Source organism: Thermoproteus thermophilus (assembly GCF_055392855.1).
The window spans coordinates 1,495,762-1,521,159 of record NZ_AP042466.1 but is presented as its reverse complement, the minus strand read 5'-3'; the positions used below and the strand labels follow the sequence as shown (position 1 = coordinate 1,521,159).

The following is a 25,398-nucleotide window of genomic DNA, read 5'->3' as shown; positions in this document are numbered from 1 at the left end:
AGAGAGGACAAGCTTTATTACCAGCTCTGCAACCCCGCCTCATGGATCTGTTGGCGGCCAGGTTGTTGTCGATAAAAAACGCGATAGCGCCCGCGGCCGGACCCGACGGCTCCATCTACTACCTCTCGGACTTGACGGGGCAGTACTTGATTTGGCGCTACGACGGGAGGAAACACGACGTGTTCTTCCCGTGGGAGGGACGAATAGGGGGCTTCGCGGTGTCCCCTAAGGGCAAAATCGCCTTCGCGGCCGACGTCGGGGGCGACGAGCGGTGGAGGATCTACACAGTCGAGGGGGATTCCGTGGCCGAGGTGTCGACCGAGGGCTTCAACAACCTAGGCGCCTGGAGCCCCGACGGCTCCCAGCTGGCCTACACCTCCACGGCCGAGAGGCCCGAGGACTTCTCCTTGTACGTCTACGACGGGACCTCCAGCAGAAAGGTCGCGGAGCTACAAGGGATAAACGCGGCTACTGATTGGTGCGACGAGGGGATATTGGTGCAACACTCCGAGTCTAGCCGCGACGGGGACGTCTATCTGGTATCGAAGGGCGAGGTCAAGAACTTGACCAAACACTCGGGCGAGGAGTTAAACGCCATGCCTAAGTGTTTGGGCAACGGCAGAATTGCCTACATAACTAACAAGTGGTCCGAATACGCCGGGATAGCCGTCATGGACCTCGGAAAGGGGGAGGCTAAACAGCTCGTCCAGCTGGATCGGGAAATAGAGATGTTCGACGTGTGGGGCAACTACATGGCCTACGCCGTTAACGAAGACGGCTACTCGGGCCTCTACGTAATGCATCTGCCCAGCGGATTGTCGTACAAGTTGGCGATGCCACCCGGCGTGGTGACCTACTTGAGCTGGCGCTACGGCAAATTGGTCTTCTCCTTGTCCGGCCCCCGCGTGGGGCACGAGGTCTTCGTATACGCGGGGGAGATAAGGGCTTTGACGGATCTGCCGAAATACGGCGTGGATATGTCGAAAAACGCAGTGCCGGAGGCCGCGAGGTTCAAGGCCAGCGACGGCGTGGAGATCCCCGTGCTCTTGTACAAGCCCCAATCCCCGCCTCCCTACAAGACGACGTTTTTGCTCCACGGAGGGCCGGAGAGCCAAGCTAGGCCCAACTTCGACCCCTTGGTCCAGCTCTTGGTCAGAATCGGCTACATGGTAGTCGCGCCGAACTTCAGAGGGTCTACCGGATACGGCAAGACGTACGTCAAGCTGGACGACTGGGGCAATAGGCTAAACGCCGTCAGGGACGTCCACGAGACCCTCGAGTGGCTGGCGGGGCGAGGGCTCGTGGCCGGCAAGCCGTGCGTGATGGGAGGTAGCTACGGCGGGTATCTCACCTTGATGTCGTTGGCCCTCTACCCCGACGATTGGGCATGCGGCGTCGAGATGGCCGGCATAGTCAACTTGGCCACGTTCCTCGAGAGGACGGCTCCGTGGAGGAGGCGCCATAGGGAGGCCGAGTACGGCAAGCTGGAGGACAAGGAGTTGTTGGCCCGGCTGAGCCCCATAACCTACGTCGACAAGATATCGGCGCCTCTCCTGGTAATACACGGCGTCAACGACGTGAGGGTCCCCGTATATGAGGCCGACCAGCTGGTGGCGAGGCTCAAGGAGCTGGGGAAGGCCGTGGAGTACCGGCGCTTGGAGGGCGAGGGCCACGTCTTCTCGTCTGCGGTTAGGCCGAGGATATACGGCGAGGTGGTCGAGTTCGTGAAGGCCCACCTGGGCCGATAACTCTTTTAAGCCGACGCGCCCCCGCCTCCATGATCGCGCAGAGGGGGAAAGAGCTCGTGTCCGCCATTAGGCCCGTCTGGGTGGAGACGGTCTCGTGGCACACGTCCTTGGCCATGCAGATAGAGGGCATTAGGCTCATGAAGAGGACCAAGTACCAAGAACTCGCCGTGATAGACACGGTCGACTTCGGGAGGGCCCTCGTCCTGGACGGCTTTATTCAGTCCACCTACGCGGACGAGCCCTATTATCACGAGTCCTTGATACACCCCGCCATGGTGGCCCACCCATCGCCGAGAAGGGTGCTCATATTGGGCGGAGGCGAGGGGGCTGCCTTGAGGGAAGCGCTCAAGCACAAGACCGTGGCCGAGGCCGTCATGGTCGACATCGATGGAGAGGTCGTCGAGGCCGCAAAGGAGTACTTGCCGGCGATGCACCAAGGGGCCTTCGAGGATCCCAGAGCCAAGGTGTTGATAATGGACGGCGCGAAGTACGTAGAGGAGGCGTTGGCGCGCGGCGAGAAGTTCGACGTCGTGGTGATGGACTTGACAGACCCCTACGGCCCAGAGATAGCGCAAGGGCTTTACTCGGCCCAGTTCTTGAAGAAGGTGAAGGGAGTGATGGCGGACGGCGGCGTTTTCGTGACCCAAGCGGGCAGCAGCTTCTTCTTCGAGGAGGAGTACGAATCGGTGTTGCGCAACGTATTGGCCAACTTCAAGATCGTCGTGGAGTACACCGCGTGGATCCCCTCTTTCGGCTACGCCGTTAATTTCGTGTTGGGCAGCGACGTCGTGGATCCCAGGACCTTGACGGCGGAGGAGGTGGACAAAAGGCTAGCGGACAGGGGGGTCTCGACGCTCTTCTACTCCGGCAGAACCCACGTCGCCCTGATGAACTTACCCGTGTACAAGCGATTCAAGAGGGCCTAGCCCTCTTCGGCCTCGCCGACATTAACGCCTTGACCAGCTCGTAGTGTTTGAGCTCGTCGAACTCTATGGACTTGAGCAACGCCCTGACCAAGGGGTCCTCTATGCTCGAGAGGGCGGCTAGGCTCTCCCGCATGCCTCTCTCCTCGCGCGAGATCTCCTCCAACTCCTCTTGCGTTAAGGCCATCTCGTCGGCTTTTATCCTCCCGGAGAGGTAGTCCAATATCGTAGTGAGGATCTCGGCGTGGCGGAGGCTGTCCATGGCTATCTGCATGAAGAGGGCCCTCACGAGGGGGTTGGCGGCCTTGTAGGCCAACGCCATGCTCCTATTGGCCGTCTCTTGCTCCAGCTTTACCCTCTCCATTATCAACAACATGACGTCGACCCCCGCGGCGCTCGGCGCCTCGAAGACGTTCTTGACCGCTTGCGCCAAGTCCGTGAGGTCCAACACGGCCTTGCTCCCTCCCTCGGCTATGGCGTCCACGTAGGACTTGATTATCGACATAGCCCTCTCGTCCGCCTCTATCCTCGCCGCAAGTTCGCCGCCTCTCTTGCCGCTGGCATATAGCGATACGGCCGCCGCAGTAACGCCGAGGAGCCTAGCCGTCTCGTTGACGGAGAACCCCTTCTTGACGAGCTCCTTGGCGATAACGGCCCTCACGGCCGATATGTACTTGTCCAGAGACACCACGAGGCCCGCCTCCGCGAATTTAAAGTTTTGGCTCAAGGGGACGGAAACGATATATATCGCGACGCACCGGGGGGCATGTACAGGGTCTACGAGAGGGCCGTCGAGGTCCCCATCAGGATCTCCAAGACCGCCGACGAACAAGCCAGGCTCAGGAGGCTGGAGCGGTGGCCGAGGGAGAGCGGGTTGAGCCTAGTGCTAGACGAGTCAGGGAGCAACTTCAACAAGCTCATGCAGATGTACGCCTCGGACTACGGCCTAGAGCTCGGCGAGAAGAAGTGGAGCGCCGACACGTCAGGCGACGAGGTCAAGGCCAGCCTCGAGGTGCCTTTCCTCAAAGCCGGGCAGACCAAGGGCAGGGCCGTCATGGAGGCCAGGATACCCAAAAGCCCGAGCGGAGAGGAGGGGAACAACTACGTGTACACGGCCAAGGTGTTGTACTACATAGAGCTGGAGGACGACGTGTTGGCCGAGGGGGCCACCAGCGGCATGGTGGAGTTCACCCTATAGGTAGGCCTCCCCGAGGGCGTGTATCCCCAGCTCGCCCATCCCTTTCTCCACCATCCTCTTGTAAAGCTCCAACGCGAGTGCCGTCGCCGGCATCGATAAGTTGGCCCTATGGGCTAACTCCATGGCGTAGGCCAAGTCCTTCTTCAAATGCACGGCCTTGAAGCCGGGGCTCAGATCGCCGCTCAAGAGCTTGGGGAGGTATAGCTCTATGGAGCCCGACCTGGCGGCGCCCTCGGCTAGGACTTGCGCGACTTTCTCCATGTCGAGGCCCAAGGCCTTGGCGAGCCTCAAGCCCTCCACCATGGCCACCGTGTTGAGGGCCACCACTACTTGGTTCACGAGCTTCATGGCTTGGCCGAAGCCCACGGGCCCTGCGTAGATCACCCTCTTGCTGAAGGCCTTGAACACCGGCAACAAGCGTTTGAACGCCTCCTCGCTCCCGCCGACCATCACGGTCAAGGCCCCCTCTTGGGCCCCCTTCTGGCCGCCCGTGACGGGCGCGTCCAAGAAGTCCACTCCGTATTTGGCGAGCCTCTCGGCGAAACGCCTCGCCCACTCGGGCGAGTTGGTGGACATGTCCACCACCACTTGGCCGGGCCTAGCCCCCTCCACGACGCCCTTGGGACCGAAGAGCACTTGCTCTACATCGGGCCCGTCGGAGACCATGACGATGACGACGTCCACGGCCCTCGCCAGCTCGGCCGGGGACTCGGCCACGTGCACCCCCAGCTTCGCGAAGGGCTCGGCCTTGGACCTAGTCCTGTTATAGACGGCGACCAGGAACCCGGCCTTGTGCAGGTGCATGGCCATAGGGGCTCCCATAATGCCCAAGCCCACGAAGCCGACCCGCATATGTAATATACCAATAGAATATATAAAAAGTGGTGACAACGCGGTTATATGCTCGGCGCTCCTCAACCAGTAGTTTCGTACAGCACCGTCAGGGAGGTCAAAGGGCCTTTGTTGGTCATAGAAAAGACCAGGGGAGTGGCCTACGGCGAGTTGGGCGAGGTCGTGGGGCCCGACGGCGAGCCGAGGCGCGTCCAAGTCATAGAGGTTGGCACCGATTACGCCGTCGTGCAAGTGCTGGGCCCAACTCTGGGGTTGCCCGCCAAGGGCTCCACTGTTAGGTTCTACGGCAAGACCTACACGCTCGGGGTCAGCGAGGAGCTCATAGGCCGTATACTCGACGGTAAGGGCCAGCCCCGCGACCACATGCCGTTGCCCCCGCCGCAAGACTTCAGGGACATCAACGGCGAGCCCTTGAACCCATACGCCAGAGAGTACCCGGAGGAGCCCATAGAGACCGGCATATCGGCGATAGACGGGCTCTACACCTTGGTGAGGGGGCAGAAACTGCCCATATTCTCCGGCACGGGCCTACCCCACAACATCATGGCGGCGCAAGTGGTGAGGCAAGCCGCGGTCAGGGGCAGCGAGGAGGGATTCGCCGTGGTCTTCGTGGGCATAGGCATCAGGAGCGAGGAGGCCATGTACTTCATGGACGAGTTCAGGAAGACCGGCGCCTTGAGGAGGGCCGTGGCCGTGATAAACCTAGCCTCCGACCCGGTGTCCGAGCGCATCTTGGCGCCGCGCATCGGCTTGACCATAGCGGAGTACTTGGCGTGGGACTTGGGCTACCACGTCCTCGTCGTGATGACCGACATGACGAACTACGCCGAGGGCCTCCGCGAGTTGTCGTCGGGGAAGGGCGAGCTGCCCGGCAGGCGCGGGTACCCCGGCTATATGTACACCGACTTGGCCAGTATATACGAGCGCGCGGGGAGGGCCAAGGGCAGGAAGGGCTCGGTCACGCAGTTCCCCATTCTCACCATGCCGCACGACGACATAACCCACCCGATACCGGACCTCTCGGGGTATATCACCGAGGGCCAGCTGGTGTTGAGCAGATCCATGTGGAGCAAGGGCATCTACCCGCCCTTCGATATAATAATGTCGTTGAGCCGTCTGGCCAAGGACGCAATAGGCGAGGGCAAGACCCGCGAGGACCACAAAGACGTCGCCAACACCCTCATAGCGGCCTACAGCCGCGCCTTGGAGATAAGGAGCTTGGCCACGTTGGTCGGCGAGCGCAACTTGGGCTGGCGCGAGAGGCGCTACCTCCGTTTCGCAGACGCCTTCGAGCAGAAGTTCGTCAAACAAGGCGTCTACGAGAGGCGCACCTTCGAGGAGACCTTGGAGATTGGCTGGGACGTGCTCTCCATACTGCCTGAGGACGAGCTGACTAACGCCAGGCCGGAGATAACGGCTAAGTACTACCGCAAACACATATTCGAGTCGGTACGGCTCTGAGGTTTTCCGCAACGCGTCGTCCTCCCGAGGGCGATCCGGGAGCGGCCTCGAGGCGGACGAGCGTCGGGGAGGGCCCACCGCGCGGAAGCGGCCGACGTCGGCGATAGGAATATCGAAGTATTACCTGGGAGACCGATATAAACGCCCCTCTTCCTTAGTCCATGCCCAAGAATAAGGGGCAGGAGAAGATGGCGCTGATATCCGTGCACGTCCCCAAGAGGATGTTGGAAGAGCTCGACGAGCTCGTCAGGAAGGGCATATACCCCAATCGTTCCGAGGCCATAAGGGCGGCTATAAGGGAGTTGCTCTACAAGGAGTCCCTAAAGCCGACTCCAAAACAACAAGTCGTCGAGGAGGTGCAAGACGAGGGAGAGGAGATCGAGGTTTTAACAGGCCGTTAGCCTCCGCCTAATTCTTATTAATCCGCCCAGTTTTAGCCGTGGCCTTGGTCTCGCCGATAGAATACGCAGTATTGAAAGCCGCAGAGCGGGTCAAGAACTTGAGGGAGGTCGCTGCAGAGGTCGGGGCGAGGCCGGAGGACCTCATGAGGTACGTGGAGTCCCTAAGGGCGAGGGGCCTTCTGGAGGTCGAGCGCAAGCCCGTGGAGGTGTACGAGTTGACCGAGGAGGGGCTCAAATACGCGAGGGAGGGCCTCCCCGAGCTGGCCCTCTTGAGGGCCGCCAAATGCGGCGAGATGTGCGTGGTCGAGGCGCCCGACACCCAAGAGGGGAGGATAGCGTTGACGAACTTGGCGAGGCTCGGGCTGAGGCCGCGCGGCAATAGGATAGAGGCTGGCAAGGAGGAGGTCGAGAGGGTCCTCAGAATACTCGAGGAGAGGCAAAGGCAGCTCTCCGCGCTGGCGTCGGGGGGATCCGCGTCGCCCGAGGCGCTCCAGGAGTTCTTGAGGCGTAAGCTGGTCAAGAAGTCGACGAGGACCGAGATATACATCAAGAGCTTGGTCGACGCCTCTTCGTTGAGGGTAGTCCAGATGAAGACGACGTTGACCTCCGAGGACCTCAAAAGCGGGGCTTGGAGAGAGGTGGTCCTCAAGCCCATAGACGTCACCGTGGAGGTCCCGCCCGCGCCTGCGCCGGTGCCCCACTTCTTCCAAGAGTTCTTGAACTACGTGAGGGAGGTCATGGTGGGGCTGGGGTTCGAGGAGGTGAGGGGGCCTATCCTCGAGTACGAGTTCTGGAACTTCGACGCCCTCTTCCAAGCCCAGGACCACCCGGCCAGAGAGGTCCACGACACGTTCTTCGTGAAGTGGGAGGGCCCCATGCCCGAACCCCCTCCCGAGGAGCTCATGGAGAGGGTGGGCGGAGAGCACGAGGCGGGCTGGGGCTATAAATGGAGCCGCGAGAAGGCGTTGGGCTTGGTCCTGCGCAGCCAGACCACGGCGACGACCATCAGAGCGCTCGCCGAGAGGGGCGAGGGGACCTATAAGGTGTTCTCCATCGGGAGGGTCTTCAGGCCGGAGCACATCGACGCGAAGCACAACGTCGAGTTCCACCAACTGGACGGGATAGTGGTGGGCCCTGGGCTCTCCTTCAAGCACTTGCTCGGCCAGCTCGAGCAGATAGCAAAGGCCTTGGGCATGGAGGAGGTCAAGTTCAAGCCGGCGTATTTCCCCTTCACGTCCCCCTCGGTGGAGGTCTACGCGAGGCACCCGAGGCTGGGCTGGGTGGAGTTCGGAGGAGCAGGGATTTTCAGGCCGGAGGTCACGAGGCCTCTCGGCGTGGAGAAGAGCAGAGTGTTGGCGTGGGGGTGGGGCCTCGACAGAGTGGCCATGATACTCTTGGGCATCGACGATATAAGGGACCTCTTCACGGTCGATCCGGAGAAGTTGGCCGAGTACTACCGCAGATGGAGCGCGTTCAAGAGGACCGTGGGATCCGTCGGCGGGAGGTTCACGCTCTAGCGCCGCGCCGCCTCTAAGACCGCCGCCGCTATGGCGCCGGCCACGTCCACTCCAGTCACCCTCTGCACGTTCTTGAACTCGGGAACGCCGTTGACCTCGAGCACCTTGTAGCCCTCCTTGGACTCGACCACGTCCACGCCGGCGTAGAGGGCCCCGACGGCCTCGGCGGCTTTCGCGGAGATCTCCTCCAACTCGGAGTCGATGGGGGCGGGCTCCGCCTTGCCGCCCCTAGCCGTGTTGGTGCGCCAATCGTTAGAGGCGATACGGTATATGGCAGCGACGGCTCTGCCCGCCACTACGGTGACGCGGATGTCCCTCCCCGGCTTCTCCACGTACTCCTGCACCAAGAACTCCTGCATGGAGGGCTCCAAGTGCCTCTTGTGCTCTACTATAGCGGCGAGGTCCTCGGGGGATTTGGCCAAGTTGACCAATCTGCCCCAAGAGCCGTCCGTGGGCTTGACTATGACGGGGTAGCCCAGCTCCTCGGCCGCCTTGAGCGCAGGCCCTAGCCCGAAGGCCAAGACGGTCTTAGGCGTCGGGACGCCAGCGCGCTTGAGCGCTAAGTACGTGAGGTACTTGTCGTGGGAGACGTAGAGGGAATGGGCCGAGTTTATGGAGATGCCCCCCGCGGCCTCGTACGTGTGCGCCAAGGGGAGGACCTTGGACCTCCCGGCCACTCTGATGAGCCCCACTCGGCCTAGGCCGTCCGGCGCGGCCAAATCCTCCGCGTTGACGAGCCTCACGGAGGCGCCGCGCTTCTTGAGGGCATCGACGAGCAGACGCTCGTCGAGCCTGAACAAGTCGTAGACGAGGTCTATTTCCCCGACATCGCCCTCGAGAGGGCTCGTCTTTTTAAGCTTAATGTTGACATTTGGCGAGCTTATCCACAGCCGATTTCCTAACCGCGTCGGGGTCCGGGGAGCCCAACACGGGCCTCTTGACCGCCTCCTTGGGGTCCGGCAACTGCGCGGAGCCGCCCTTGACGGCCTCGGCCACTTTGAAGTAGGCCTCTCTGAAGGGGGTCCCCGAAAGCGCCATCCTCTCCGCCGCGTCCGACGACGTGGTGGGGAATTTAGACGCGTCTTGATAGGCCTTATCGCAACGGAACTTCATGCCCTCCAGAAAACCTCCGAGGACCTCCAGCCCCTCCTCCGCGGTCTTGAAGACCCGCCACAAATGCCGCGTGGCCTCTTGTAGGTCGAGGCTGTAGCCGTAGCCTATCTTCTCCTGCACCGCCAACAAGGCCAAGGCGTCGGCAACGGCTTCCGATATGCGGGCGCGCAACACCTCCAAGGTGACCGGGTTCCTCTTGTGGGGCATTATGCTGCTCGTCGAGACGTGCTCCGGCGGGGGCTCTACGTAGCCTACGAGGGGGCTCGACCAAGCTATTAAGTCGTCCACGAACCTAGAGAGCTCGACGAGGGCCGAGGCCACGGCCGAGGCGGCCAAGCTGGCGAAGAAGCGGCTGGACGAGGCGTACAACGTGTTCTCGACGACGCCTCCGAAGCCGGCCAACTCGGCCAGCCGGGATCTATCCAAAGGGGCAGAGGTCCCGCCGGAGGGGCCGGAGCCCAACGGCGATTTGTCGACTATAGGCCTCACGGCGGCTAGGGCCGCTACGAGGTCCGAGAGGAGCTCGTGGAGGGCCAAGAGGTAGTGGCCGAAGGTGATCGGCTGGGCGGGCTGGAAATGCGTGAACGACGGCATGACGCAATCGGCGTACTCGACGGCGCGGCGCGCGGCTGTGCACATGAGGCGCTCGGCCGAGGCCCTCAACGCGTCTATATGGCGGAGGAGCCTAAGCCTTATGGCGGCGGCCACGTGGTCGTTCCTGCTACGGCCGAGCCCTACCCATCCGCCGCGGGGGCCCGCCTTCTTTATGAGGTAGTCCTCGAGGGCCTCGTGGACGTCCTCGTAGCCCGGCTTGAGGAGGTCCTCGGCGTCGGCCTCCTCCAAGGCCTTGAGTATGGCCTCTCCGTCCTCCTTCGGCACGAGCCCCCTCTCCACTAGATGCGCCACGTGCGCCCTCATCACGGCTATTACCTCCTCCGCTATCTCCGCGTCGTCTTGTATGCTGGAGGTGTACGAGGAGACCACGTCGCTCCTACCGCCTATCCATTGCCTATATAGGGCCATGGAAGTAGGGAATTCCAAAAAAATATTCCCGCGAAAAACTTATATACTTCAAATGTCCAGCTGGCGATGTCGCAGGGGCGAACCATAGGGCCTACCTAGTGCTCGAGGACGGCACCGTCCTAAAAGGGAAGGCGTTCGGGGCCGATAAGACGGCTGTGGGCGAGGTGGTCTTCACGACCTCGGTGGTCGGATATCCCCAGTCCATAACGGACCCGAGCTATAAGGGGCAGATCTTGGTCTTCACGCATCCCCTAATAGGCAACTACGGCGTGTCCGAGGACCAGTTCGAGTCGGACGGGCCGAAGGCCGAGGCCGTGGTGGTGTACGAGGCCACTCGGCCCAGCCACTATAAGGCCGTCATGTCCTTGGACGAATGGCTCAAGGCCAGCGGAGTCCCGGGCATCGAGGGCGTGGACACCAGGGCCTTGGTGCTCAAGTTGAGGGAACACGGCGTCATGATGGGGGCGGTCGGCCAAGAGCCGCCGGAGGAGCTCTTGGAGAGGTTGAGGAGATCGCCGAGATACGACGAAGTGCCCTACGCCTTGATGGTATCGCCGAAGGAGCCGGAGGAGCTCGGCGACGGGAGGATCTGCATCGGCGTCGTGGACTGCGGGGTCAAGAGGAGCATACTCAAGGAGCTAGTCAAGAGGGGCGTGAGGGTGTTGAGAGTGCCGTGCCTTAGGTGGGACCTCGCCTTGAGGTGCGACGCAGTGCTCTTCGGGCCCGGCCCCGGGAACCCCAACCTATTCGACCGCGTGGCGGAGGGCGTCAAGGCGGCCGTCGAGATGGGCCTGCCCGTGATGGGCATCTGCCTAGGCCACCAACTAGTGGCGAAGGCGCTCGGCGCGGAGCTTTACAAGCTCAAGTTCGGCCACCGCGCGTCCAACAAGCCCGTGAGGGATTTGGCGTTCACCGGCAAGACGTACATAACAACGCACAACCACGGCTACGCGGTAAGGCCGGGCGACAGCGGGCTTAGGCCGTGGGCGGTCCAGCCAGACGACGGGACCGTCGAGGGCCTATACCATCCGGAAAAGCCCATCTTGACGACGCAGTTCCACCCAGAGGCGGGGCCCGGCCCCCGCGACACCACATGGGTCTTCGACAAGTTCCTCAAAATCGTGAATCGGTAGGCCAAGCCGATTTGTCGGTTAGATAGCGTTTTAGAGCCTCCGGGCCCAGCTGGCACCCGTTCTTCTTGAGCCAAGAGGACCAGAGCGAGATGATTATATCGGTGTTATGGATCCCTATCAACTTCTCGAGGACCTCGTAGGCGCGCCAGGGCTCCTCCACCAACACCTTGTCGAACGGATACCCCAACATCGTCACGGACCTGAAATGTATGAGGAACCTCAAGGTGTAATCCAACGAGGAGTAGGCGCGGACGAGGAGCTCCTTGGTGAGGCACATATTTGTCTGATCAAGAGTTACATAAAACTTTTGCGTTAGTCTTAAAGGATCCGGCTAGACGTGCTCGACGGCGCGCGCCCCGCTCGCCTATAAAGATTTAAAGGTATGGCAAAAAGACGGCCATGTCCAGCGTTGTCAGGATAGTTGAAAAGCAGTTGGACGAGATATTGGCCATAGCCAAGAACCCGGCCCAGATACGAAACGCGGGAACTCTGGCACACGTGGACCACGGCAAGACCACCACGTCGGACTCGTTGTTGATGGGCGCCGGCCTCCTTTCGCCGAAAGTGGCCGGCAGGGCGTTGGCCATGGACTACGTTGAGATAGAACAGCTGAGGCAGATGACGGTGAAGGCCGCGAACATATCGCTCTACTTCGAGTACGGCGGCAAGCCGTATCTCATAAACTTCGTCGATACCCCAGGCCACGTGGACTTCACGGGGCACGTGACGAGGTCGTTGAGGGTCATGGACGGCGGCCTCGTGGTGGTGGACGCCGTGGAGGGCGTAATGACCCAGACGGAGACCGTGGTGAGGCAAGCCCTAGAGGAGTACGTCAGGCCCGTGCTCTTTATAAATAAAATAGATCGCCTCATAAAAGAGCTCAGGCTTTCGCCGCAAGAGATAATGCAGAGGATATTAACTATAGTTAAAGAGTTCAACTCCCTTATCGAGATGTTCGCGCCTCCGGAGTTCAAGGACGCCTGGAAGGTCGATCCGGGCAAAGGGCAAGTGGCCTTGGGCTCCGCCTTGCATAAATGGGGCATCACGATACCCCTAGCCCAGAAGACCGGCCTCAAGTTCAGCAACATAGTAGACGCCTACGAGAAGGGCTATGTGGACAAGCTGGCCGAGGAGTACCCGCTCTACAAGACGCTCTTGTCCATGATAATCGAGCACATACCGCCGCCCAACGTGGCGCAGAAGTACAGAATACCGAGGCTCTGGAGAGGCGACTTGAACAGCGATGTGGGCAAGGCGCTCCTCGAGGCGGACCCCAACGGGCCCACGGTGATAGCGGTGAGCAAGGTCAACGTGGACCCGCACGCCGGCCTCATAACCACGGGCCGCGTCTTCTCGGGCACCATAAGGGAGGGCGACGAGGTCTACATAATCGGCGCTAAGTCCAAGCGCAAGGTCCTCCAGACTTATATATACATGGGCCCGTCCCGCATCGTCGTCCCCTACATGCCCGCCGGCAATATAGTGGCGCTCTTGGGCACCGACGACGCGAGGGCGGGCGACACCATCGTCGCGACCAACTTCTCCGACAAGATCCCGCCCTTCGAGCGCATGCGGTACATCTCGGAGCCCGTGGTCACGGTGGCCATAGAGCCCAAGAACCCCGCCGACTTGGCCAGGCTCGTGGAGGCGTTGAAGGAGCAAGTGATAGAGGACCCGACGCTGGACGTCAAGATAGACCAAGAGACCGGCCAGATATTGTTGTCCGGCGTGGGCACGTTGCACTTGGAGATCGCCACATGGCTACTCAAGGAGAGGACGAAGATAGAGTTCACGGTGTCCCAGCCCTTGATAAGGTTCCGCGAGGCGGTGAGGGCTAGGTCTGACGTGTTCGAGGGCAAGTCGCCCAACAAGCACAACCGCTTGTACTTCTACGTGGAGCCCCTCGACGAGACCACCATCGAGTTGATAGCCACGAGGGAGGTCACGGAGGACATGGACCCGAGGGAGAGGGCCAAGGTGTTGAGGGAGAAGGCCGGCTGGGACACGGACGAGGCCAGAGGCATATGGGCCATAGACGACCGCTACTTCAACGTGCTCGTGGACAAGACCTCCGGCATCCAGTACTTGCGCGAGATCAGGGACTACATAGTGCAAGGCTTCCGTTGGACCACCGAGGCCGGGCCCTTGGCGCAAGAGCCGATAAGAGGGCTCAAGGTGGTCTTGACCGACGCCATAGTCCACGAGGACCCGGCCCACCGCGGCCCCGCCCAGATAATGCCGGCGACGAAGAACGCCATATTCGCTGCGATACTCTCGGCTAAGCCGACCCTCCTGGAGCCCGTGCTCAAGCTGGACATCAAGGTCCACCCAGACTACATCGGGGCCGTGACCTCTGTGCTCAACAAACACAGGGGGAAGATACTGGACTTGGCGCAGGAGGAGTACATGGCCATGATAAGGGCGGAGCTGCCTGTGCTCGAGTCCTTCACGATAAGCGACGAGCTCCGCGCCGCCGCGGCGGGGAAGGTGTTCTGGTCCATGCAGTTCTCCAGATGGTCGCCAGTGCCCGAGACGATGTTGTTGGACTTAGTGAAACAGATACGCAAGAGGAAAGGGCTGAAGGAGGAGATACCCAAGCCGACCGACTTCATCGAGTCCTACTAGAGTTGTAGCGCGCCACCGCTTTTCTGACCTCCTCGGCCGAGCCCGAGGCTATCACGACGGCTTTTTCCAAGTCTACCTTGGCCCCGCAGAAGGGGCACCCGTGGCTCTTGGCGCCCGCCCTCGCGGCGCTCGCCATTCCGCACCGCGGGCACACCACGGCGATGTATTTCATCTCCTCAACGCCAAGGCGCGGTCCAAGACCGCGCGGGCCAACTCCCTCTTGTGGGCGGGGCCCAGCCTCTCCGTCCTCCCGTCGCTATATATGACTATGTACTGGTCTTGAAGAGTGCCGAAGCCCAGCTTGGAGACGTCGTGGGCCAAGACGAGGTCCCAGCCGCCTTCCTCCATCCTGGCCTTGGCCCTGCGCAAGAGCTCCTCCTCGGGCACGTCGTGCTCTGCCTTGAAGCCGATTATCACGGCCCTCGGGTTGAGCCTCCTGGCCTCCGCCGCTATCTTGGGCGCCCTCAAGAGCCTCACGACGTACTCGGCGAGGTCGCTGCTTATCTTGCCGGAGGCCCTCTCGGCCACGTAGAAGTCCAGGGGCGCCGCCGCGAAGACCATGAGGTCCTGCGAGGGGGCAAGCTCGACGACCGCCTTGTACATGTCGAGGACCGAGGTGGCGGGGATCGCCTTGACGTTCGGAGGCGGCCTAACGCCGGGGCCCGCGACGAGCACCACCTCGGCGCCTCTCGCGGCCGCCTCGCGGGCGAAGTATATACCAGTCAGGCCGGAGCTCGGCGTTGATATATACTTAATATCGTCTATGTGCTCGTGGGTGGGACCCGCCGTGACTAAGACCTTGAGCCCCGACATATCGCGCGGGGCCGAGGCGTCTATGACAGACTCGGCGACTTCCTCAACTTCGGGGTACTTGGCCTTGCCCTCCTCCATCTTGGGCTCCACGACCATTACGCCCCAGGACTTGAGGCGCGATATCGCCTCTTGTAGAGCCGGGTTGCGCCACATGGCCGAGTTCATCGTCGGGACGAACACGGCGCGGGCGCCTGCGCCCAACGCGGCGTGTATACACGCGGTTGCCACCCCGTCGGCTACGCCAAGGGCCGCCTTGGCTATAGTGTTGGCCGTGGCGGGGGCGACCACCAGGATATCGGCCTTGGCGCAGATCGATATGTGCTCGGCCCTCCCTGTCAGCTTATACACAGGCCTCCTCCCCGTGGCCCACCTGAAGAGCTCCGGGCTCACCAGACGCGCGGCCTTGGCCGAGAGCACGGCCGTGACGTCGGCGCCATGTCTGATCAAGAGGCGGGCGAGGTCTATCGACTTATACAACGACACCCCCGACGTGACGACTAGGGCGACCGATTTGCCGGCCAGCAAACGCGAATACGAATATCTAATGGGCTCGACCTCGGCCACCGTCTCGAGGAGGCATCAGTTAAAAACATCGCCGTCGCTAATATTTTGTGGCCGTAATGTGAAGAAAAAAGAAAACTATTTTATAAGTTATTTTATTGTGATACTAATTAAGGAATTTAAAAGCACATGAAGGCGGTAGAACTAAACACTAAAAGAACTATGTTGAAGATAATACAAAGCGGCATACTGGCCGTCGCTCTGGCGTTGGCCGTCGTCGGCGTCGTGAAGCCGACTGGCACAAACGTTGGTGTCGGCATTGCCTAAAGGATCACGTTTTCGTTCATGGCTTGATAGACGTGCTTTTTCTTGATCGCCTCCGGATCGGCCACGTCGGCTATTATGGTCAGTTCCGCGTATTGAGCCATCGCTCCCACCACGGCTATGTAGTCAAACAAGTCGCCGGGCGCGATGTTCTCCAACGGGACTAGTCCCGTCACGACGATATATTTAGGCGTTATTTTCCCCCTTACCAGATCCGCGAGGAACTTCATTAATGTACTAAACGTCCTAGCCGCCACGACCCTTCCAGGCGGCGCGACGAGCCTCCTGGCTATGCTCACAGGGGAGAGGACCACTAAATAGGAGCGCTCGTCGTTTAGGAATTCTTGGACCCTCTGCGCGAGTAGGGACTCGTCGGCCGAGAACATGCCGATCTCGGCCCCCTTGAACGCGACGACCTTGAACTTCTCGTCCTCGATGGCTATTCCCTCGGTGGTCCCCTCAGCGGGCACGTCCACTGGCGAGATCCAAACGAGGCCCACGCCCTCCACTATGTCGAAGATATAGCGAGGGCTAGGAGGCCTTTTCCTGGACTTAACGAGCTGTATATACCTTATGACGTGGCCTACTGAGTTCACCTTGTACCACACCTTCACCACGTGGTCCACGACGTATTGTAGCCCCTTGTTCGGCGTCTCGGCCACGGCTATCACCGGCATATTCCGCGATACTTGATAAAGCGTGGTGTGGAAGAAACCGGCCAGATCCCCTCCCGGGCCCACCATGCCGTTTACGGAGTCCACCACGAGCGCGTCGTACTCCCCCACGTGCTCCAGGACGTACTTCGCTATGTTCTCGCGAAAAGATCGAGGGAAGTGTAGGAAGTGGAACTTCGTGCGCGTAGTGTTCAGTCTGTCGAGGAGCTTGTTGAAGAAATCCTCGTCCTCGTTCGTGGACACCCAGAGGACTTTGCCCTTAGCCATCGAGGCCAAGCGGAGGGCGAAAGAGGTCTTCCCGCTGCCCGGAGGTCCGTAGATCATTGTGGAGCCCGTCAGCAGATCCGCCATGAAGTCCACGAAGGATTACGCTCTTGGCTTTATATTCCTTGCGGTGTGCCGACGGCCGCGGCTTCCAACCTTTATATCCCAGCTAAGCGGACGACGCATGAGCCCTCTCTACGTGCTCCTCCACGCCCTCATAGCGGCGCTTATAGGGATCTTGGGCTATCTCGTCGGCAAGTTGGCGAGGTGGGCTTTGGCGAAAGGCTTGGCTCGCGTCGGCTTCGACGATTGGTTCAAGAGGTTCAACATAGGGCGGGCCGTTTTGCGCTCCGGCTACGCCGCTGGCGAGTTCTTCGGCTCCGTGGCAGCTTGGATTATCTACTTGGTCTTCCTCCTCTTGGCTGCGGCCTATTTGGCCTACTCCTTGGGGTATTCGGGCTGGGGCGACTCCTTGCTGTCCGTAGTCTACGTCTACATCTACGGCTTCGTGAAGTTCTTCATAATAGCCATAGTGGGCTTCATACTCGTAGACGGGTTCGTGGAGTACATCTACAAGGGCGCCTTAATTAAGGAGGACGCGAGGCTCTTGGCGCCCGTCGCCGAGTACGTAAGGGTCGTGCTCTACTTGGTGGTCATAACCTTCGCCCTCCAACAAGGAGGCATAGACGTCTCGACGCTCAGCCAGATGTTGATACCCATCACGTGGGGCCTCGTCGCGTCCATGGTGGCCATAGCCGTGCTCCAAGCGATCCGTAAATGAACCTCCTAGTAGCCGCGCCTCAGACCTCCAGCTACCGCGGGGCAGAGCTCACGGCGGCTAGGATGGTCAAATGGGCCTTGAGGCTGGGGCACAAGGCCTGGCTACTCACCAGCGCGTTCCACGACTGGGAGCCCGTGGTGCCCGAGAGGGAGCTCGACAGGAGCCTCTCGGGCTACGCCTCGTTCGAGAGGGATCCCAAAGCCGGCGTCCCCTCGCTCAGGGCGATCAGCTCCCGCTCCGTCATCCCCGCCAGGAGGATCACCATGAGGGACTTCTTCTCGGTTCTGAGGCGGATAGACGAGGACGTAGGAGTGGACGCCGCGGTCTTCCACTCGACTTTCTGGAACGGGCCCGAGGAGGCGGCGCGTTGGGTGGCCTGGAAGGAGGAGTTGGCCTCGATAGGCGAGGAGGTCAAGCCCACGGCCTTAGCCTATATGCCCCATCTGAGGCCCGTGGAGCTCGCCGCGAACCCCGTGGAGAGGACGTTGAGGATGGCGTGGAACGCCACGGCCCTTCCGAGAGTCCTCAGATCGGCCCGGCTGGCGCTCTGCGAAAGCCCTCCGGAATGCGACGACTTGTCGGCGGCCGGCGCGAGTAGGGAGAAGCTCGTCCACTACAAAGGCCTTCTCGACGACGATTTCGCGCGCCTCGTGGACGAGGCCAAGCCCGACCTCGTGAGGGATAAGCTCAGAATAAGGGAGGACTACGTGGCCGCGTTCGTGGGCCCTCTGGAGCCCCGGAAGAACCCGCTCGCCTTGGTCCACATGGCCAAGAGGCTCTCCGGCAAGGGAGTAGCCGTGGTGGTCGCCGGCGCGGGCGAGGAGGAGGAGAAGTTGAGGAGGGAGGCGGCGTCTGTGCGCAACCTCTACGTAGCCGGCGTCTTGTCGGAGGAGGAGAAGGCGTCTCTCGTGAAGGCCTCCGTCGCTAACGTGATACTCTCCAGGTCCGAGACCTTGGGCATAACTCAGCTGGAGTTCATGTACGGCGGAGTCCCAGTGGTGACGAGCGCGGCCTACGGCCAGAGGTGGCTCGTGAGGGACGGCGTGGACGGGATACACGTGAGGGGGCCCGACGACGTGCAAGGGGCCGTGGACGCCGTGGAGAGGCTGGCGAGGAACGCCTCGTTGAGGGAATCCCTGGGGAGGAACGCCAGGGAGAGGGCCAAGGAGTTCCTCATGTCGAGGCACTTGGGCGAGCTCCTCGACAAGATGAGGCCCTAAAGGATATATACCATTTATTCCTTCTCGGCGATGTATATAGCTAGGGCCCCCTCCACGAGCGCCAACTTGGGCTCGGGCTTCGACGTAGTGGCGGTGGCACACGACGCCTATTTCGCGGAGGCCTACGCGTCCGTGGGCTCCGGCTGCGGCGTGCACGTGAAGTTCAAGGGCTTCGACCCAGGGCCCGACAACACGGTCTCCAAGGCCTTCGAGAGGCTCTTCGCTATTTTGGGCATATGTAAAGGCGTCGAGGTCGTCGTCGAGAACGGGATACCCGTGGCTAGGGGGCTCGGCAGCAGCGGGGCCTCGGCCGTGGCCGCCCTCTCGGCCTTTTTGGCAGAGGCGGAGCTCGAGGTGGATCCCAGAATCGTAATAGAGGCGGCTGGATACGGCGAGGTCGCCGCGGCGGGGAGCCCCCACTTCGACAACGCGGCGGGCGCGGCGCTGGGAGGGGCCGTGGTCATAACGTCGCTCTCGCCCTTGGACGTGGTGAAGTTCTCGCCGCGCTTCACCCTTATCGTCGGCGTCCCTGACGTCCCGCCTATGCCCAACAAGACGAAGGCCATGAGGGAGGTGTTGCCGCGCGCCGTCGATTTCCCCGTCTACGTGAAGCAGATGTCCAGGTTGGCGGCGCTCGTGGCGGGCCTCGCCAAGTCGGACCCGAGGCTAGTGGCGAGGGGCATGGAGGACGACGTGGTGGAGGCCGCCAGGGCGCCCTTGGTCCCGGGCTACCGGAGGGTCAAACAATACGCCCTAGAGGCGGGGGCCCTCGCCGTGTCCCTATCAGGCGCCGGCCCCTCGATAGTGGCCCTAGTCGACGACAAGGACGCCGACGCTGTCCAGGACGCCGTGTTGAGGGCCTACGCCGAGGAGGGCATAAAGGCGGAGGCCAAAACCGCCTCGATCGCGGAAGGCGCCTTGTCCGTAGCGGGGAAAAGACTTATCTAGAAGCCGCGGACGCATCGTGGGATTTCAGAAGAACATTATCGAGAGGATAGCCTCGTACGTGCCCGGCTACGCTGGCTATAAGGAGAAGGAGCTCAGGAGGGAGGCCGACGCCTTGGTCAGAAGGCACGTGGCCTCCGTTTTGTCCTCGGCTAAGTCCAAGATGGTCTTGACGCCGTCAGCCGCCAGGGTCGTGGCGGCCAACCCCGACGCGAGGTACCTCTGGGACTCCGCGAAGGCCCTCTTCGACAGAGTGATACAGAGAATAGACAAAGCGCCGGAGGGCTATTCGGGGTTCTACGACTTGGTCAAAGTGGACGAGGCCTCGCTCGACGCGATTTATCAAATGGACTTGTCCTTGATCGAGAAGGCCAACGAAGTGGCGAAGCTAGTGGACGAGCTCTCGGCGGCTCAGCCCGGCTCCGACGCTTGGGTCCAAAAGCTCCGAGAGCTCTCGGCCGCGCTCTCCGGGCTGGACTCGGCCGTCGACGAGAGGTCCAACTTCATAGCCGGCTACACGCGCCGACAAGCCGAGGAGGCGGGCAAGGCCGTTGGCGTCGGCGGCTTGTTGAAGAGGCCTAGGGGCGAGTAGCCATGCCGCAAGTAATCCAGTGGGTCAACCCGAAGGAGGACGAGATAATCTGGCGCTATCCCGTGGACCGCATCGAGTGGGGCGCCCAGCTCGTGGTGGAGGAGTGGCAAGCCGCCGTCTTCTTCCGCGACGGCAAGGTGTACGACGTATTCCGCGCCGGGAGGCACACCCTCACCACCTTGAACCTACCCTTGTTGACGCAAGCGTTGAGCCGCATAGCAGGCTTCGACAAATCGCCCTTCGTGGCCACCGTCATATTCGTCTCCTTGAAACAACACCAGCTCCTCTTCGGCGGCAGGGCCCAGACGGTCGAGCTCGCGCCGATACAGTTCCACGGCTCCGCTTGGTTCAGAGTATCCGACCCTGCCCTCTTCGTGACCCAAGTGGTGGGAGGACAAGGAGTCTACACCACTGAGGACTTGCAGAAGTTCCTCCGCGGCTATTTCAACGAGTCCCTCATGGCCGAGCTCTCCAAGCAGTCGATCTTCACCATGTATCAATCCCTGGAACAAGCCTCCTTCGTGATCAAGAACGCGCTGGACCCCTATTTCAAAAGACTAGGGCTGGAGTTGATAGACCTCAAGTTCGAAGGACTCGACGTGACTGACCCAATATGGCGCGATAGGCTCTTCTACATCAGAGCGGCCGGCGTCAGTCCCTCCGACTATCTCCGCATGGAGGCCGTGGAGAAGGCCGCGGAGGCGTTGGGCAAAAGCCCAGGCGCGGCCGTGGGCGCAGGCATAGCGATAATACCTCCGCTCTTCGGCCCGACGTCCGGCGGCCAGCAGGCAGGCGGCGCGGGAGGGGGCGGAGGAGGGGGCGCCCCTCCGTCGACTATGGTGTCGAGCCAACTGGCGGCGCGGGGGGTCGTCTGCCCGCAGTGCGGATACGTCAACCCGCCGGGGGCTAAGTTCTGCATAAACTGCGGCGCTCCCTTGCCGCAAGAGAAGACGTGTCCCAAATGCGGCTTCAAGAACCCGCCGAACGCCAAGTTCTGCATGAACTGCGGATCGCCGTTGACATGAGGGCCCAGGACTACGCCTTGGCCGCCGCGATGATCGCGGAGGGGGTTTACCTCGTCGCCGCCTCGCTGGGCTTGGCCCCGCTCTCGGCCTACTTAGCCGCGGGGATCCCCTTGACGGCCTTCGGCGTTGTCTATTTGGCTTTAGGCGACAGGAGGGCGGCCCTTTGGGGAGGGCTCGTGGCCCTCGCCGGCATAGCCTTGGCCGCGGGCGGCGCCGCATCGCCCCTCTTGGTCGTGGGCGCAGTGCTCTTGTTGATAGGCCTCTTCGCCTTGGCCGGCCGTGTCGGGAGGGCTTAGGTGTTCCTATTGCGGAGCGCCGCTCGACGTCGGCCCGGACTCGGTGGTGGTCGTCTGCAAGTACTGCGGCAAGCCCAACCTAGTGGCGGCCGACGCCGACGTGGGGGAGGTGGCCATGGTCCCGACTCTGCGCGGGGATGCGGTGGCCAAGAAGGCCGTGGAGGCGGCCAAGCGCGAGCTCCGCCTCAAGCTGAGGCTAAAGAGGGCCGTCTTCGGGGACCCGGACTTGTTCTACGTGCCCTACTACTTCGTCGAGGTCTCCTTGAGGGCTTGGTACACGGCGAAGGTGCGCGTGACGTATACGAGGATTGTGGGCGGCGCGCGGGGGGCGAGGACGGAGGTCGTCACGAGGAACGTCTCCGTGTCGGGCGAGGTCTCCTACGCCGACACGATCCCGGTCCTCGCGAGGAGGGCGGCCGGAGGCGCGGCGGCCGAGAAGCTGGCGCGCCACTACCTCTCGACGAGGCCTAATGCGGTGGGCTTAGAACAAGGCGTAGATTACGGGATCTCCAAGGCCTTCATGGCGGCCGAGTTCGGGAGGGCGAAGGCGAAGGCCGTGGCGTTGAGGGAGGCCGTGGACGAGATGTTGAAGGAGGTCGAGGAGGACGCCAAGAGGAGGGCCAAGAGGGCCGTGGGTCATCCCGAGGCGAGCGCCAGCGTCGTCGACAAGGCCGTGGACTTCGAGGTGGAGAAGGCCGAAGCGCCTCGGCTGATCTACTTGCCGATTTGGCTCGTGCCGTACGTGATCGACGAGTCCCAATACTATTTCGCCGTGGCGGGATGGGACGGCGCGCTCCTCGCGAGCACAGAGCCCGTCTTCTTAGAGCAGAGGATGGCCTATATAGCTGGGACGGCCTTAGCGGCGGGCCTCCTGGGCGGCATAGGCGGCGCGCTGCTCCCCAAAAGCCTAATCATAGGCTCGGCGTTTTTGCTCCTCGGCGCCGCCGCGGCTTATTACGTGGGGAGCAAGTCGACTAGGGCCTTCGTGGTAAGGGCGTGAAGGTCCGTTGCCCGTACTGCGGGGCGGAGTACGAGGCGCCCGACTATGCCCAGTACTTAGTCTGCCCGTATTGCGGCACGGTGTTGAGGGAGGGGAGGGTCTTCGAGTCCGTGTACATTTTCGAGCCTCGTTTGGACAAGACGGCCGCCTTCGAGAAGGCGTTGGGCTTCAGGCCGTGGGCCTCGCCGAGGGATCTGGCCTCCTCCGCGAGGCCGGCGGATGCGGAGCTCCACTTCGTGCCGTTGTACCTCTACTACGTCTACTTCGAGCCCCTCAAGGAGTTGGCCACGTACGCGACGGCCTTGGCCTTGGAGAAGCCGCCGTTCTACATACCGGAGGACTACGAGTTCCCGGCGCGGTGGAGGACGGCCTTTAAGCCCTCCTTGGAGAGAAAGGCCACGTTCCACCAGCCCCAGCTCGACCCCGAGAGGGCTTGGGAGAGGAGGTCTAAGCAGTTCTCGAAGGAGGCCAGGGGCTACGCCTCAGCGTTCAAGATCAAGGTAGTGGACAAGACGAGCTTCGAGGGGATAGTCTACTACCCGTTCTGGAGGTTGAAATACGCGTATGGGGACAAGGAATACGCCGCGGTCGTGGACGCGGCCGAGGGCGACGTGGTCTACATGGAGTACCCGATCTCGCGACGGGGGAGGGCCGCCTCGTTGGCCGCCGCGGCGGCGATCCTCTTCGGCTCGGCTATCGTCGGCGGCATCTCTGGCTCGTTCTTGTTCGCCGTGAGCGAGCTGGCCCCCGTCATGGGGCTCCTCGGAGGCCTCCTCGCCGGCATCGGGGGCTCGATCGGCGTGTTGAGATACGCGGTCGAGCGCAAAGCAGTGTACAAGCAAGGACGAGCGGTGGAGCTTTTGTGATCAACCCACGACCAGCTCCTTGAGCTCGTCCAGCCTATAGCGCCTCAACAGCTCCACCAACACGCGAGCCGCCTCGGCGACGTCCACCCCGTCCCTCTGCGCGGCCCTCCTCAACTCGCCCAAGAGGGACTGCGCCCAGCCCTCGTCGCGACCGTAGCCGTACTCGGCCGCGTGTTGCTCATAGGCTATTCTGGAGAGCCCGTCGGCCTCTCTATTATCCTCGCGGGGGATCCACTCGATCTCCCACTTGGAGAAGCGCCGGAGTAGCCCCTCCACCTCCTCCTTCAGCTCGAGGAGCCTCAACGAGTTGACGCCCCACTCGCCCCTCATCTGCCTCACCACCAGTTGGCTATCGCCCTTGATGGAGACCTCGTCGCATCCCAGCTCCAGGGCCTTCTCCAAGGCCTTCCTCAACGCCGTGTACTCCGCCACGTTGTTGGTGCAGCCCTCGCCGTGGCAAGCGACGCCGTATCCTCTGGCCAAGCGCCTCCCCGCCTCGTCGTACACGACGTAGCCGTACGTGCCCAGCCCGCCCGGGTTTACGGGCTCGCAAGCCCCGTCGAAATAGACGACGCACTTCACGGACGCCTCCAGACGTAGGGCCTAGTCCCCTTCCAGAACTCCTCCTCGACCTCGGGGGGCAAGTCGTACTCCACGGGGTCCCTCACCCCGTTTATCTTGAACGCGAGGCGCCTCATGTAGCAAGGCCCGCAACGGCCGCAGTGTTTGGGCCCTTTGTCGTAACAACTCCACGTTAGGTGCAAGGGGGCTCCTGTCTCGAGGCCCAGCTTCACGATCTCGTGCTTGACGAGGCCTCCTACGGGCATCAACAACTGGACCCTCCTCTGGGGGCCTGTGGCGTAGGGCAGGACTTGGTTGAGGAGCCGTATGAACTCCATCTCGTTGTCGGGATAGGCGCCCGCCTCCTCCATGTTAACGCCGAGCGCCACGTAGTCGTAGCCCCAGGCCTCGGCCAACGCGACGGCCAACGCTATGAAGACGAAGTTCCTAGCGGGGACCCACTCGTGGGCGAACTCGGCCCCCTCCCTCCCCATGTCGACTCTGTTTATCTCCCCCTCGCCGAGGAGGGGGGAGCGCCTTACTATCTTGAAGAAGTCCATGTCCACCTCGATCAAGGGAAGCTCCATGGCCTTGGAGATCTCCCTCACTGCCCTCCTCTCGGGGTCCTCGGCTATGTGGCCGTAGTTGAAGTGGAGCAACGCCACCTCGTAGCCCTGCCTCGCGAGGACGGCGGCCGTCGTGGTGGAGTCGAGGCCTCCGCTGGCCACCACCAAGGCCCTCCTACGCGGCTTAGGCTCTACGTCGGCCTTCCAGAGGCTCGCGGACCTCCAAGTCTTGTCGACGCCCGCCTCGACGACCGTGTAGGGCTCCAGCCTCTTGACGTAGTTCCCCTCCCACGGCGGCACGTCGCCTTGTAGATACGCGTCTGAGCTGGCGAAGAACAAGGCGTTGAGGTGGCGATCCCACATGTAGTAAAGGGGCTTGAAGTTGGCCGCGAGCCACAGCCTCCCCGGCCTAGCCGAGTCCAAGACGGCTAGGGCGTAGCTCCCCACTACCTCGTCCCTCAATATGCGTTGGAGCCCCTCGAGGGTCCCGTCCCATATCCTCTCGAGGAGCGGCGGGAGTATCGCCGTGTCTATCCTCGACTTGCGCTTGAGCCCGTACTTCCTCTCGAGCTCCGCGTCGTTGGCTATCGTGCCGTTGTGGGTCACGGCTATCCTCTCCCCGATCATGGGCTGTATGTCGTCTTCGGTCTTCCTCTCCACGTGCTCCGTAGTGGGCTCGGCCCTGTTGTTGAATATGGCCGCGACCGCGTCCTCGTCCAACACCCTAGGCATGTCCTTGAGGGCCTCCGGGGCCGACCTCCTGTCCTTATACGCCTTGTAGCGGCCCGATCTGCTCAACACCACGACGCCGAAGCTGTCCCTGCCCCTCTCGGCCGCGGCCTCTGCGATGGACCTCAGCTTGGCCTCTATCGCCGCGGCCCTCTCGGAGTCCAGCTCGCCGAATATTAGGACGCCGCCTATCGAGCACACGGCCTTAGTGTTCGGTATAAATATTTTGAAGATTTTTATATCGCGA

27 protein-coding genes are annotated in these 25,398 nt (G+C 61.9%); 17 read left to right on the top strand and 10 right to left on the bottom strand.

All coding sequences use genetic code 11. The features are described 5' to 3' along the window. The first annotated feature begins 41 nt into the window (after positions 1-41). Positions 42-1,748, top strand: coding sequence for a S9 family peptidase (locus ACZ5PA_RS08790; protein ID WP_464929963.1), 1,707 nt, complete (start codon positions 42-44; stop codon positions 1,746-1,748). Between the two features lie 29 nt (positions 1,749-1,777). Further along, positions 1,778-2,674, top strand: a complete 897-nt coding sequence (speE, locus tag ACZ5PA_RS08785; RefSeq protein WP_464929962.1) for a polyamine aminopropyltransferase — start codon at positions 1,778-1,780, stop codon at positions 2,672-2,674. Here speE and ACZ5PA_RS08780 read toward each other — a convergent pair. After that, on the bottom strand, positions 2,661-3,359 hold the full coding sequence (locus ACZ5PA_RS08780) for a transcriptional regulator (protein ID WP_464929961.1): 699 nt from the start codon (positions 3,357-3,359) through the stop codon (positions 2,661-2,663). The genes speE and ACZ5PA_RS08780 overlap by 14 nt on opposite strands. Before the next feature lie 78 nt (positions 3,360-3,437). On the opposite strand from ACZ5PA_RS08780, the gene ACZ5PA_RS08775 reads away from it, so the two are divergent. Continuing rightward, positions 3,438-3,869 (top strand): hypothetical protein, encoded by a 432-nt coding sequence (locus ACZ5PA_RS08775; RefSeq protein WP_464929960.1) that lies wholly within the window; start codon positions 3,438-3,440, stop codon positions 3,867-3,869. On the opposite strand, the gene ACZ5PA_RS08770 is transcribed toward ACZ5PA_RS08775, so the two are convergent. Beyond that, positions 3,864-4,721, bottom strand: a complete 858-nt coding sequence (locus tag ACZ5PA_RS08770; RefSeq protein WP_464929959.1) for an NAD(P)-dependent oxidoreductase — start codon at positions 4,719-4,721, stop codon at positions 3,864-3,866. The two genes, ACZ5PA_RS08775 and ACZ5PA_RS08770, sit on opposite strands and share 6 nt — an antisense overlap. 48 nt (positions 4,722-4,769) lie before the next feature. On the opposite strand from ACZ5PA_RS08770, the gene ACZ5PA_RS08765 reads away from it, so the two are divergent. From ACZ5PA_RS08765 to pheS, 3 genes are all read left to right on the top strand, one after another. After that, positions 4,770-6,182 (top strand): V-type ATP synthase subunit B, encoded by a 1,413-nt coding sequence (locus ACZ5PA_RS08765; RefSeq protein ID WP_464929958.1) that lies wholly within the window; start codon positions 4,770-4,772, stop codon positions 6,180-6,182. A gap of 161 nt (positions 6,183-6,343) precedes the next feature. Further along, positions 6,344-6,583 carry a ribbon-helix-helix domain-containing protein gene (locus ACZ5PA_RS08760; protein WP_464929957.1) on the top strand — a complete coding sequence of 80 codons (240 nt, stop codon included), beginning with the start codon at positions 6,344-6,346 and terminating at the stop codon, positions 6,581-6,583. Between the two features lie 38 nt (positions 6,584-6,621). Continuing rightward, positions 6,622-8,100, top strand: a complete 1,479-nt coding sequence (gene pheS, locus ACZ5PA_RS08755) for a phenylalanine--tRNA ligase subunit alpha (RefSeq protein WP_464929956.1) — start codon at positions 6,622-6,624, stop codon at positions 8,098-8,100. Here pheS and lysX read toward each other — a convergent pair. Together lysX and argH are read right to left on the bottom strand one after the other, a co-directional pair. After that, complete coding sequence (lysX, locus tag ACZ5PA_RS08750) at positions 8,097-8,900, bottom strand: lysine biosynthesis protein LysX (protein WP_464929955.1); 804 nt, start codon at positions 8,898-8,900, stop codon at positions 8,097-8,099. The two genes, pheS and lysX, sit on opposite strands and share 4 nt — an antisense overlap. Before the next feature lie 58 nt (positions 8,901-8,958). Beyond that, the gene (gene argH, locus ACZ5PA_RS08745) at positions 8,959-10,236 is read right to left on the bottom strand and encodes an argininosuccinate lyase (RefSeq protein WP_464931243.1); all 1,278 of its coding nucleotides are present in this window, start codon (positions 10,234-10,236) and stop codon (positions 8,959-8,961) included. Positions 10,237-10,334: 98 nt separating this feature from the next. Here argH and carA point away from each other — a divergent pair, with 98 nt between their 5' ends. Further along, positions 10,335-11,369 carry a glutamine-hydrolyzing carbamoyl-phosphate synthase small subunit gene (gene carA, locus ACZ5PA_RS08740; RefSeq protein WP_464929954.1) on the top strand — a complete coding sequence of 345 codons (1,035 nt, stop codon included), beginning with the start codon at positions 10,335-10,337 and terminating at the stop codon, positions 11,367-11,369. Here carA and ACZ5PA_RS08735 read toward each other — a convergent pair. Then, positions 11,350-11,646, bottom strand: a complete 297-nt coding sequence (locus tag ACZ5PA_RS08735; RefSeq protein ID WP_464929953.1) for a hypothetical protein — start codon at positions 11,644-11,646, stop codon at positions 11,350-11,352. The two genes, carA and ACZ5PA_RS08735, sit on opposite strands and share 20 nt — an antisense overlap. A 122-nt stretch (positions 11,647-11,768) precedes the next feature. Between ACZ5PA_RS08735 and ACZ5PA_RS08730 the strand changes: the two genes are divergently transcribed. Beyond that, positions 11,769-13,994, top strand: a complete 2,226-nt coding sequence (locus ACZ5PA_RS08730) for an elongation factor EF-2 (RefSeq protein WP_464929952.1) — start codon at positions 11,769-11,771, stop codon at positions 13,992-13,994. Here the strand turns inward: ACZ5PA_RS08730 and ACZ5PA_RS08725 are convergent. Both ACZ5PA_RS08725 and coaBC read right to left on the bottom strand, forming a co-directional pair. Further along, positions 13,978-14,166: a hypothetical protein gene (locus ACZ5PA_RS08725; protein ID WP_464929951.1), complete on the bottom strand. Its 189-nt coding sequence runs from the start codon at positions 14,164-14,166 to the stop codon at positions 13,978-13,980. The genes ACZ5PA_RS08730 and ACZ5PA_RS08725 overlap by 17 nt on opposite strands. Continuing rightward, positions 14,163-15,371 carry a bifunctional phosphopantothenoylcysteine decarboxylase/phosphopantothenate--cysteine ligase CoaBC gene (gene coaBC / locus ACZ5PA_RS08720; RefSeq protein ID WP_464929950.1) on the bottom strand — a complete coding sequence of 403 codons (1,209 nt, stop codon included), beginning with the start codon at positions 15,369-15,371 and terminating at the stop codon, positions 14,163-14,165. Before coaBC ends, ACZ5PA_RS08725 begins: the two co-directional genes overlap by 4 nt. A 126-nt stretch (positions 15,372-15,497) precedes the next feature. On the opposite strand from coaBC, the gene ACZ5PA_RS08715 reads away from it, so the two are divergent. Next, complete coding sequence (locus ACZ5PA_RS08715) at positions 15,498-15,635, top strand: hypothetical protein (protein ID WP_464929949.1); 138 nt, start codon at positions 15,498-15,500, stop codon at positions 15,633-15,635. On the opposite strand, the gene ACZ5PA_RS08710 is transcribed toward ACZ5PA_RS08715, so the two are convergent. Continuing rightward, positions 15,632-16,657, bottom strand: a complete 1,026-nt coding sequence (locus ACZ5PA_RS08710) for an RAD55 family ATPase (protein ID WP_464931242.1) — start codon at positions 16,655-16,657, stop codon at positions 15,632-15,634. The two genes, ACZ5PA_RS08715 and ACZ5PA_RS08710, sit on opposite strands and share 4 nt — an antisense overlap. A gap of 97 nt (positions 16,658-16,754) precedes the next feature. Here ACZ5PA_RS08710 and ACZ5PA_RS08705 point away from each other — a divergent pair, with 97 nt between their 5' ends. The 8 genes from ACZ5PA_RS08705 to ACZ5PA_RS08670 are packed head-to-tail and all read left to right on the top strand — an operon-like array spanning position 16,755 to position 23,295. Next, positions 16,755-17,351 carry a mechanosensitive ion channel family protein gene (locus ACZ5PA_RS08705; RefSeq protein WP_464929948.1) on the top strand — a complete coding sequence of 199 codons (597 nt, stop codon included), beginning with the start codon at positions 16,755-16,757 and terminating at the stop codon, positions 17,349-17,351. Then, positions 17,348-18,571, top strand: coding sequence for a glycosyltransferase family 4 protein (locus ACZ5PA_RS08700; RefSeq protein ID WP_464929947.1), 1,224 nt, complete (start codon positions 17,348-17,350; stop codon positions 18,569-18,571). The genes ACZ5PA_RS08705 and ACZ5PA_RS08700 overlap by 4 nt, the downstream gene beginning before the upstream one ends. A gap of 30 nt (positions 18,572-18,601) precedes the next feature. Beyond that, a complete protein-coding gene (locus tag ACZ5PA_RS08695) occupies positions 18,602-19,519 on the top strand; it encodes a homoserine kinase (protein WP_464929946.1) in 918 nt (305 codons plus the stop codon). Positions 19,520-19,535: 16 nt separating this feature from the next. Continuing rightward, positions 19,536-20,108 carry a hypothetical protein gene (locus tag ACZ5PA_RS08690; protein WP_464929945.1) on the top strand — a complete coding sequence of 191 codons (573 nt, stop codon included), beginning with the start codon at positions 19,536-19,538 and terminating at the stop codon, positions 20,106-20,108. A gap of 2 nt (positions 20,109-20,110) precedes the next feature. Continuing rightward, positions 20,111-21,133: an SPFH domain-containing protein gene (locus ACZ5PA_RS08685; protein WP_464929944.1), complete on the top strand. Its 1,023-nt coding sequence runs from the start codon at positions 20,111-20,113 to the stop codon at positions 21,131-21,133. Further along, positions 21,130-21,429 (top strand): hypothetical protein, encoded by a 300-nt coding sequence (locus ACZ5PA_RS08680; protein ID WP_464929943.1) that lies wholly within the window; start codon positions 21,130-21,132, stop codon positions 21,427-21,429. Before ACZ5PA_RS08685 ends, ACZ5PA_RS08680 begins: the two co-directional genes overlap by 4 nt. Then, positions 21,413-22,429 (top strand): zinc ribbon domain-containing protein, encoded by a 1,017-nt coding sequence (locus tag ACZ5PA_RS08675; RefSeq protein ID WP_464929942.1) that lies wholly within the window; start codon positions 21,413-21,415, stop codon positions 22,427-22,429. Before ACZ5PA_RS08680 ends, ACZ5PA_RS08675 begins: the two co-directional genes overlap by 17 nt. Continuing rightward, positions 22,426-23,295, top strand: coding sequence for a TFIIB-type zinc ribbon-containing protein (locus tag ACZ5PA_RS08670; RefSeq protein ID WP_464929941.1), 870 nt, complete (start codon positions 22,426-22,428; stop codon positions 23,293-23,295). Before ACZ5PA_RS08675 ends, ACZ5PA_RS08670 begins: the two co-directional genes overlap by 4 nt. Here the strand turns inward: ACZ5PA_RS08670 and rnhA are convergent, their stop codons facing one another. Further along, entirely contained in the window at positions 23,296-23,877 is a 582-nt protein-coding gene (gene rnhA, locus ACZ5PA_RS08665) for a ribonuclease HI (protein ID WP_464929940.1), read from the bottom strand. It abuts the gene before it with no gap. Next, on the bottom strand, positions 23,874-25,352 hold the full coding sequence (locus ACZ5PA_RS08660) for a 7-cyano-7-deazaguanine synthase (protein ID WP_464929939.1): 1,479 nt from the start codon (positions 25,350-25,352) through the stop codon (positions 23,874-23,876). The genes rnhA and ACZ5PA_RS08660 overlap by 4 nt, the downstream gene beginning before the upstream one ends. Between the last annotated feature and the right edge of the window lie 46 nt (positions 25,353-25,398).

What these genes read in the sequence shown, in the direction of transcription:
- ACZ5PA_RS08710 (WP_464931242.1), bottom strand. Translation starts at nt 16,657, where the DNA reads ATGGCGGATCTGCTGACGGGCTCCACAATGATCTACGGACCTCCGGGC.
- ACZ5PA_RS08700 (WP_464929947.1), top strand. Translation starts at nt 17,348, where the DNA reads ATGAACCTCCTAGTAGCCGCGCCTCAGACCTCCAGCTACCGCGGGGCA.
- ACZ5PA_RS08705 (WP_464929948.1), top strand. Translation starts at nt 16,755, where the DNA reads ATGAGCCCTCTCTACGTGCTCCTCCACGCCCTCATAGCGGCGCTTATA.
- ACZ5PA_RS08735 (WP_464929953.1), bottom strand. Translation starts at nt 11,646, where the DNA reads ATGTGCCTCACCAAGGAGCTCCTCGTCCGCGCCTACTCCTCGTTGGAT.
- ACZ5PA_RS08790 (WP_464929963.1), top strand. Translation starts at nt 42, where the DNA reads ATGGATCTGTTGGCGGCCAGGTTGTTGTCGATAAAAAACGCGATAGCG.
- ACZ5PA_RS08775 (WP_464929960.1), top strand. Translation starts at nt 3,438, where the DNA reads ATGTACAGGGTCTACGAGAGGGCCGTCGAGGTCCCCATCAGGATCTCC.
- argH (WP_464931243.1), bottom strand. Translation starts at nt 10,236, where the DNA reads ATGGCCCTATATAGGCAATGGATAGGCGGTAGGAGCGACGTGGTCTCC.
- ACZ5PA_RS08730 (WP_464929952.1), top strand. Translation starts at nt 11,769, where the DNA reads ATGTCCAGCGTTGTCAGGATAGTTGAAAAGCAGTTGGACGAGATATTG.
- ACZ5PA_RS08765 (WP_464929958.1), top strand. Translation starts at nt 4,770, where the DNA reads ATGCTCGGCGCTCCTCAACCAGTAGTTTCGTACAGCACCGTCAGGGAG.
- ACZ5PA_RS08680 (WP_464929943.1), top strand. Translation starts at nt 21,130, where the DNA reads ATGAGGGCCCAGGACTACGCCTTGGCCGCCGCGATGATCGCGGAGGGG.
- ACZ5PA_RS08760 (WP_464929957.1), top strand. Translation starts at nt 6,344, where the DNA reads ATGCCCAAGAATAAGGGGCAGGAGAAGATGGCGCTGATATCCGTGCAC.
- ACZ5PA_RS08725 (WP_464929951.1), bottom strand. Translation starts at nt 14,166, where the DNA reads ATGAAATACATCGCCGTGGTGTGCCCGCGGTGCGGAATGGCGAGCGCC.
- ACZ5PA_RS08770 (WP_464929959.1), bottom strand. Translation starts at nt 4,721, where the DNA reads ATGCGGGTCGGCTTCGTGGGCTTGGGCATTATGGGAGCCCCTATGGCC.
- speE (WP_464929962.1), top strand. Translation starts at nt 1,778, where the DNA reads ATGATCGCGCAGAGGGGGAAAGAGCTCGTGTCCGCCATTAGGCCCGTC.
- ACZ5PA_RS08695 (WP_464929946.1), top strand. Translation starts at nt 18,602, where the DNA reads ATGTATATAGCTAGGGCCCCCTCCACGAGCGCCAACTTGGGCTCGGGC.
- ACZ5PA_RS08685 (WP_464929944.1), top strand. Translation starts at nt 20,111, where the DNA reads ATGCCGCAAGTAATCCAGTGGGTCAACCCGAAGGAGGACGAGATAATC.
- ACZ5PA_RS08715 (WP_464929949.1), top strand. Translation starts at nt 15,498, where the DNA reads ATGAAGGCGGTAGAACTAAACACTAAAAGAACTATGTTGAAGATAATA.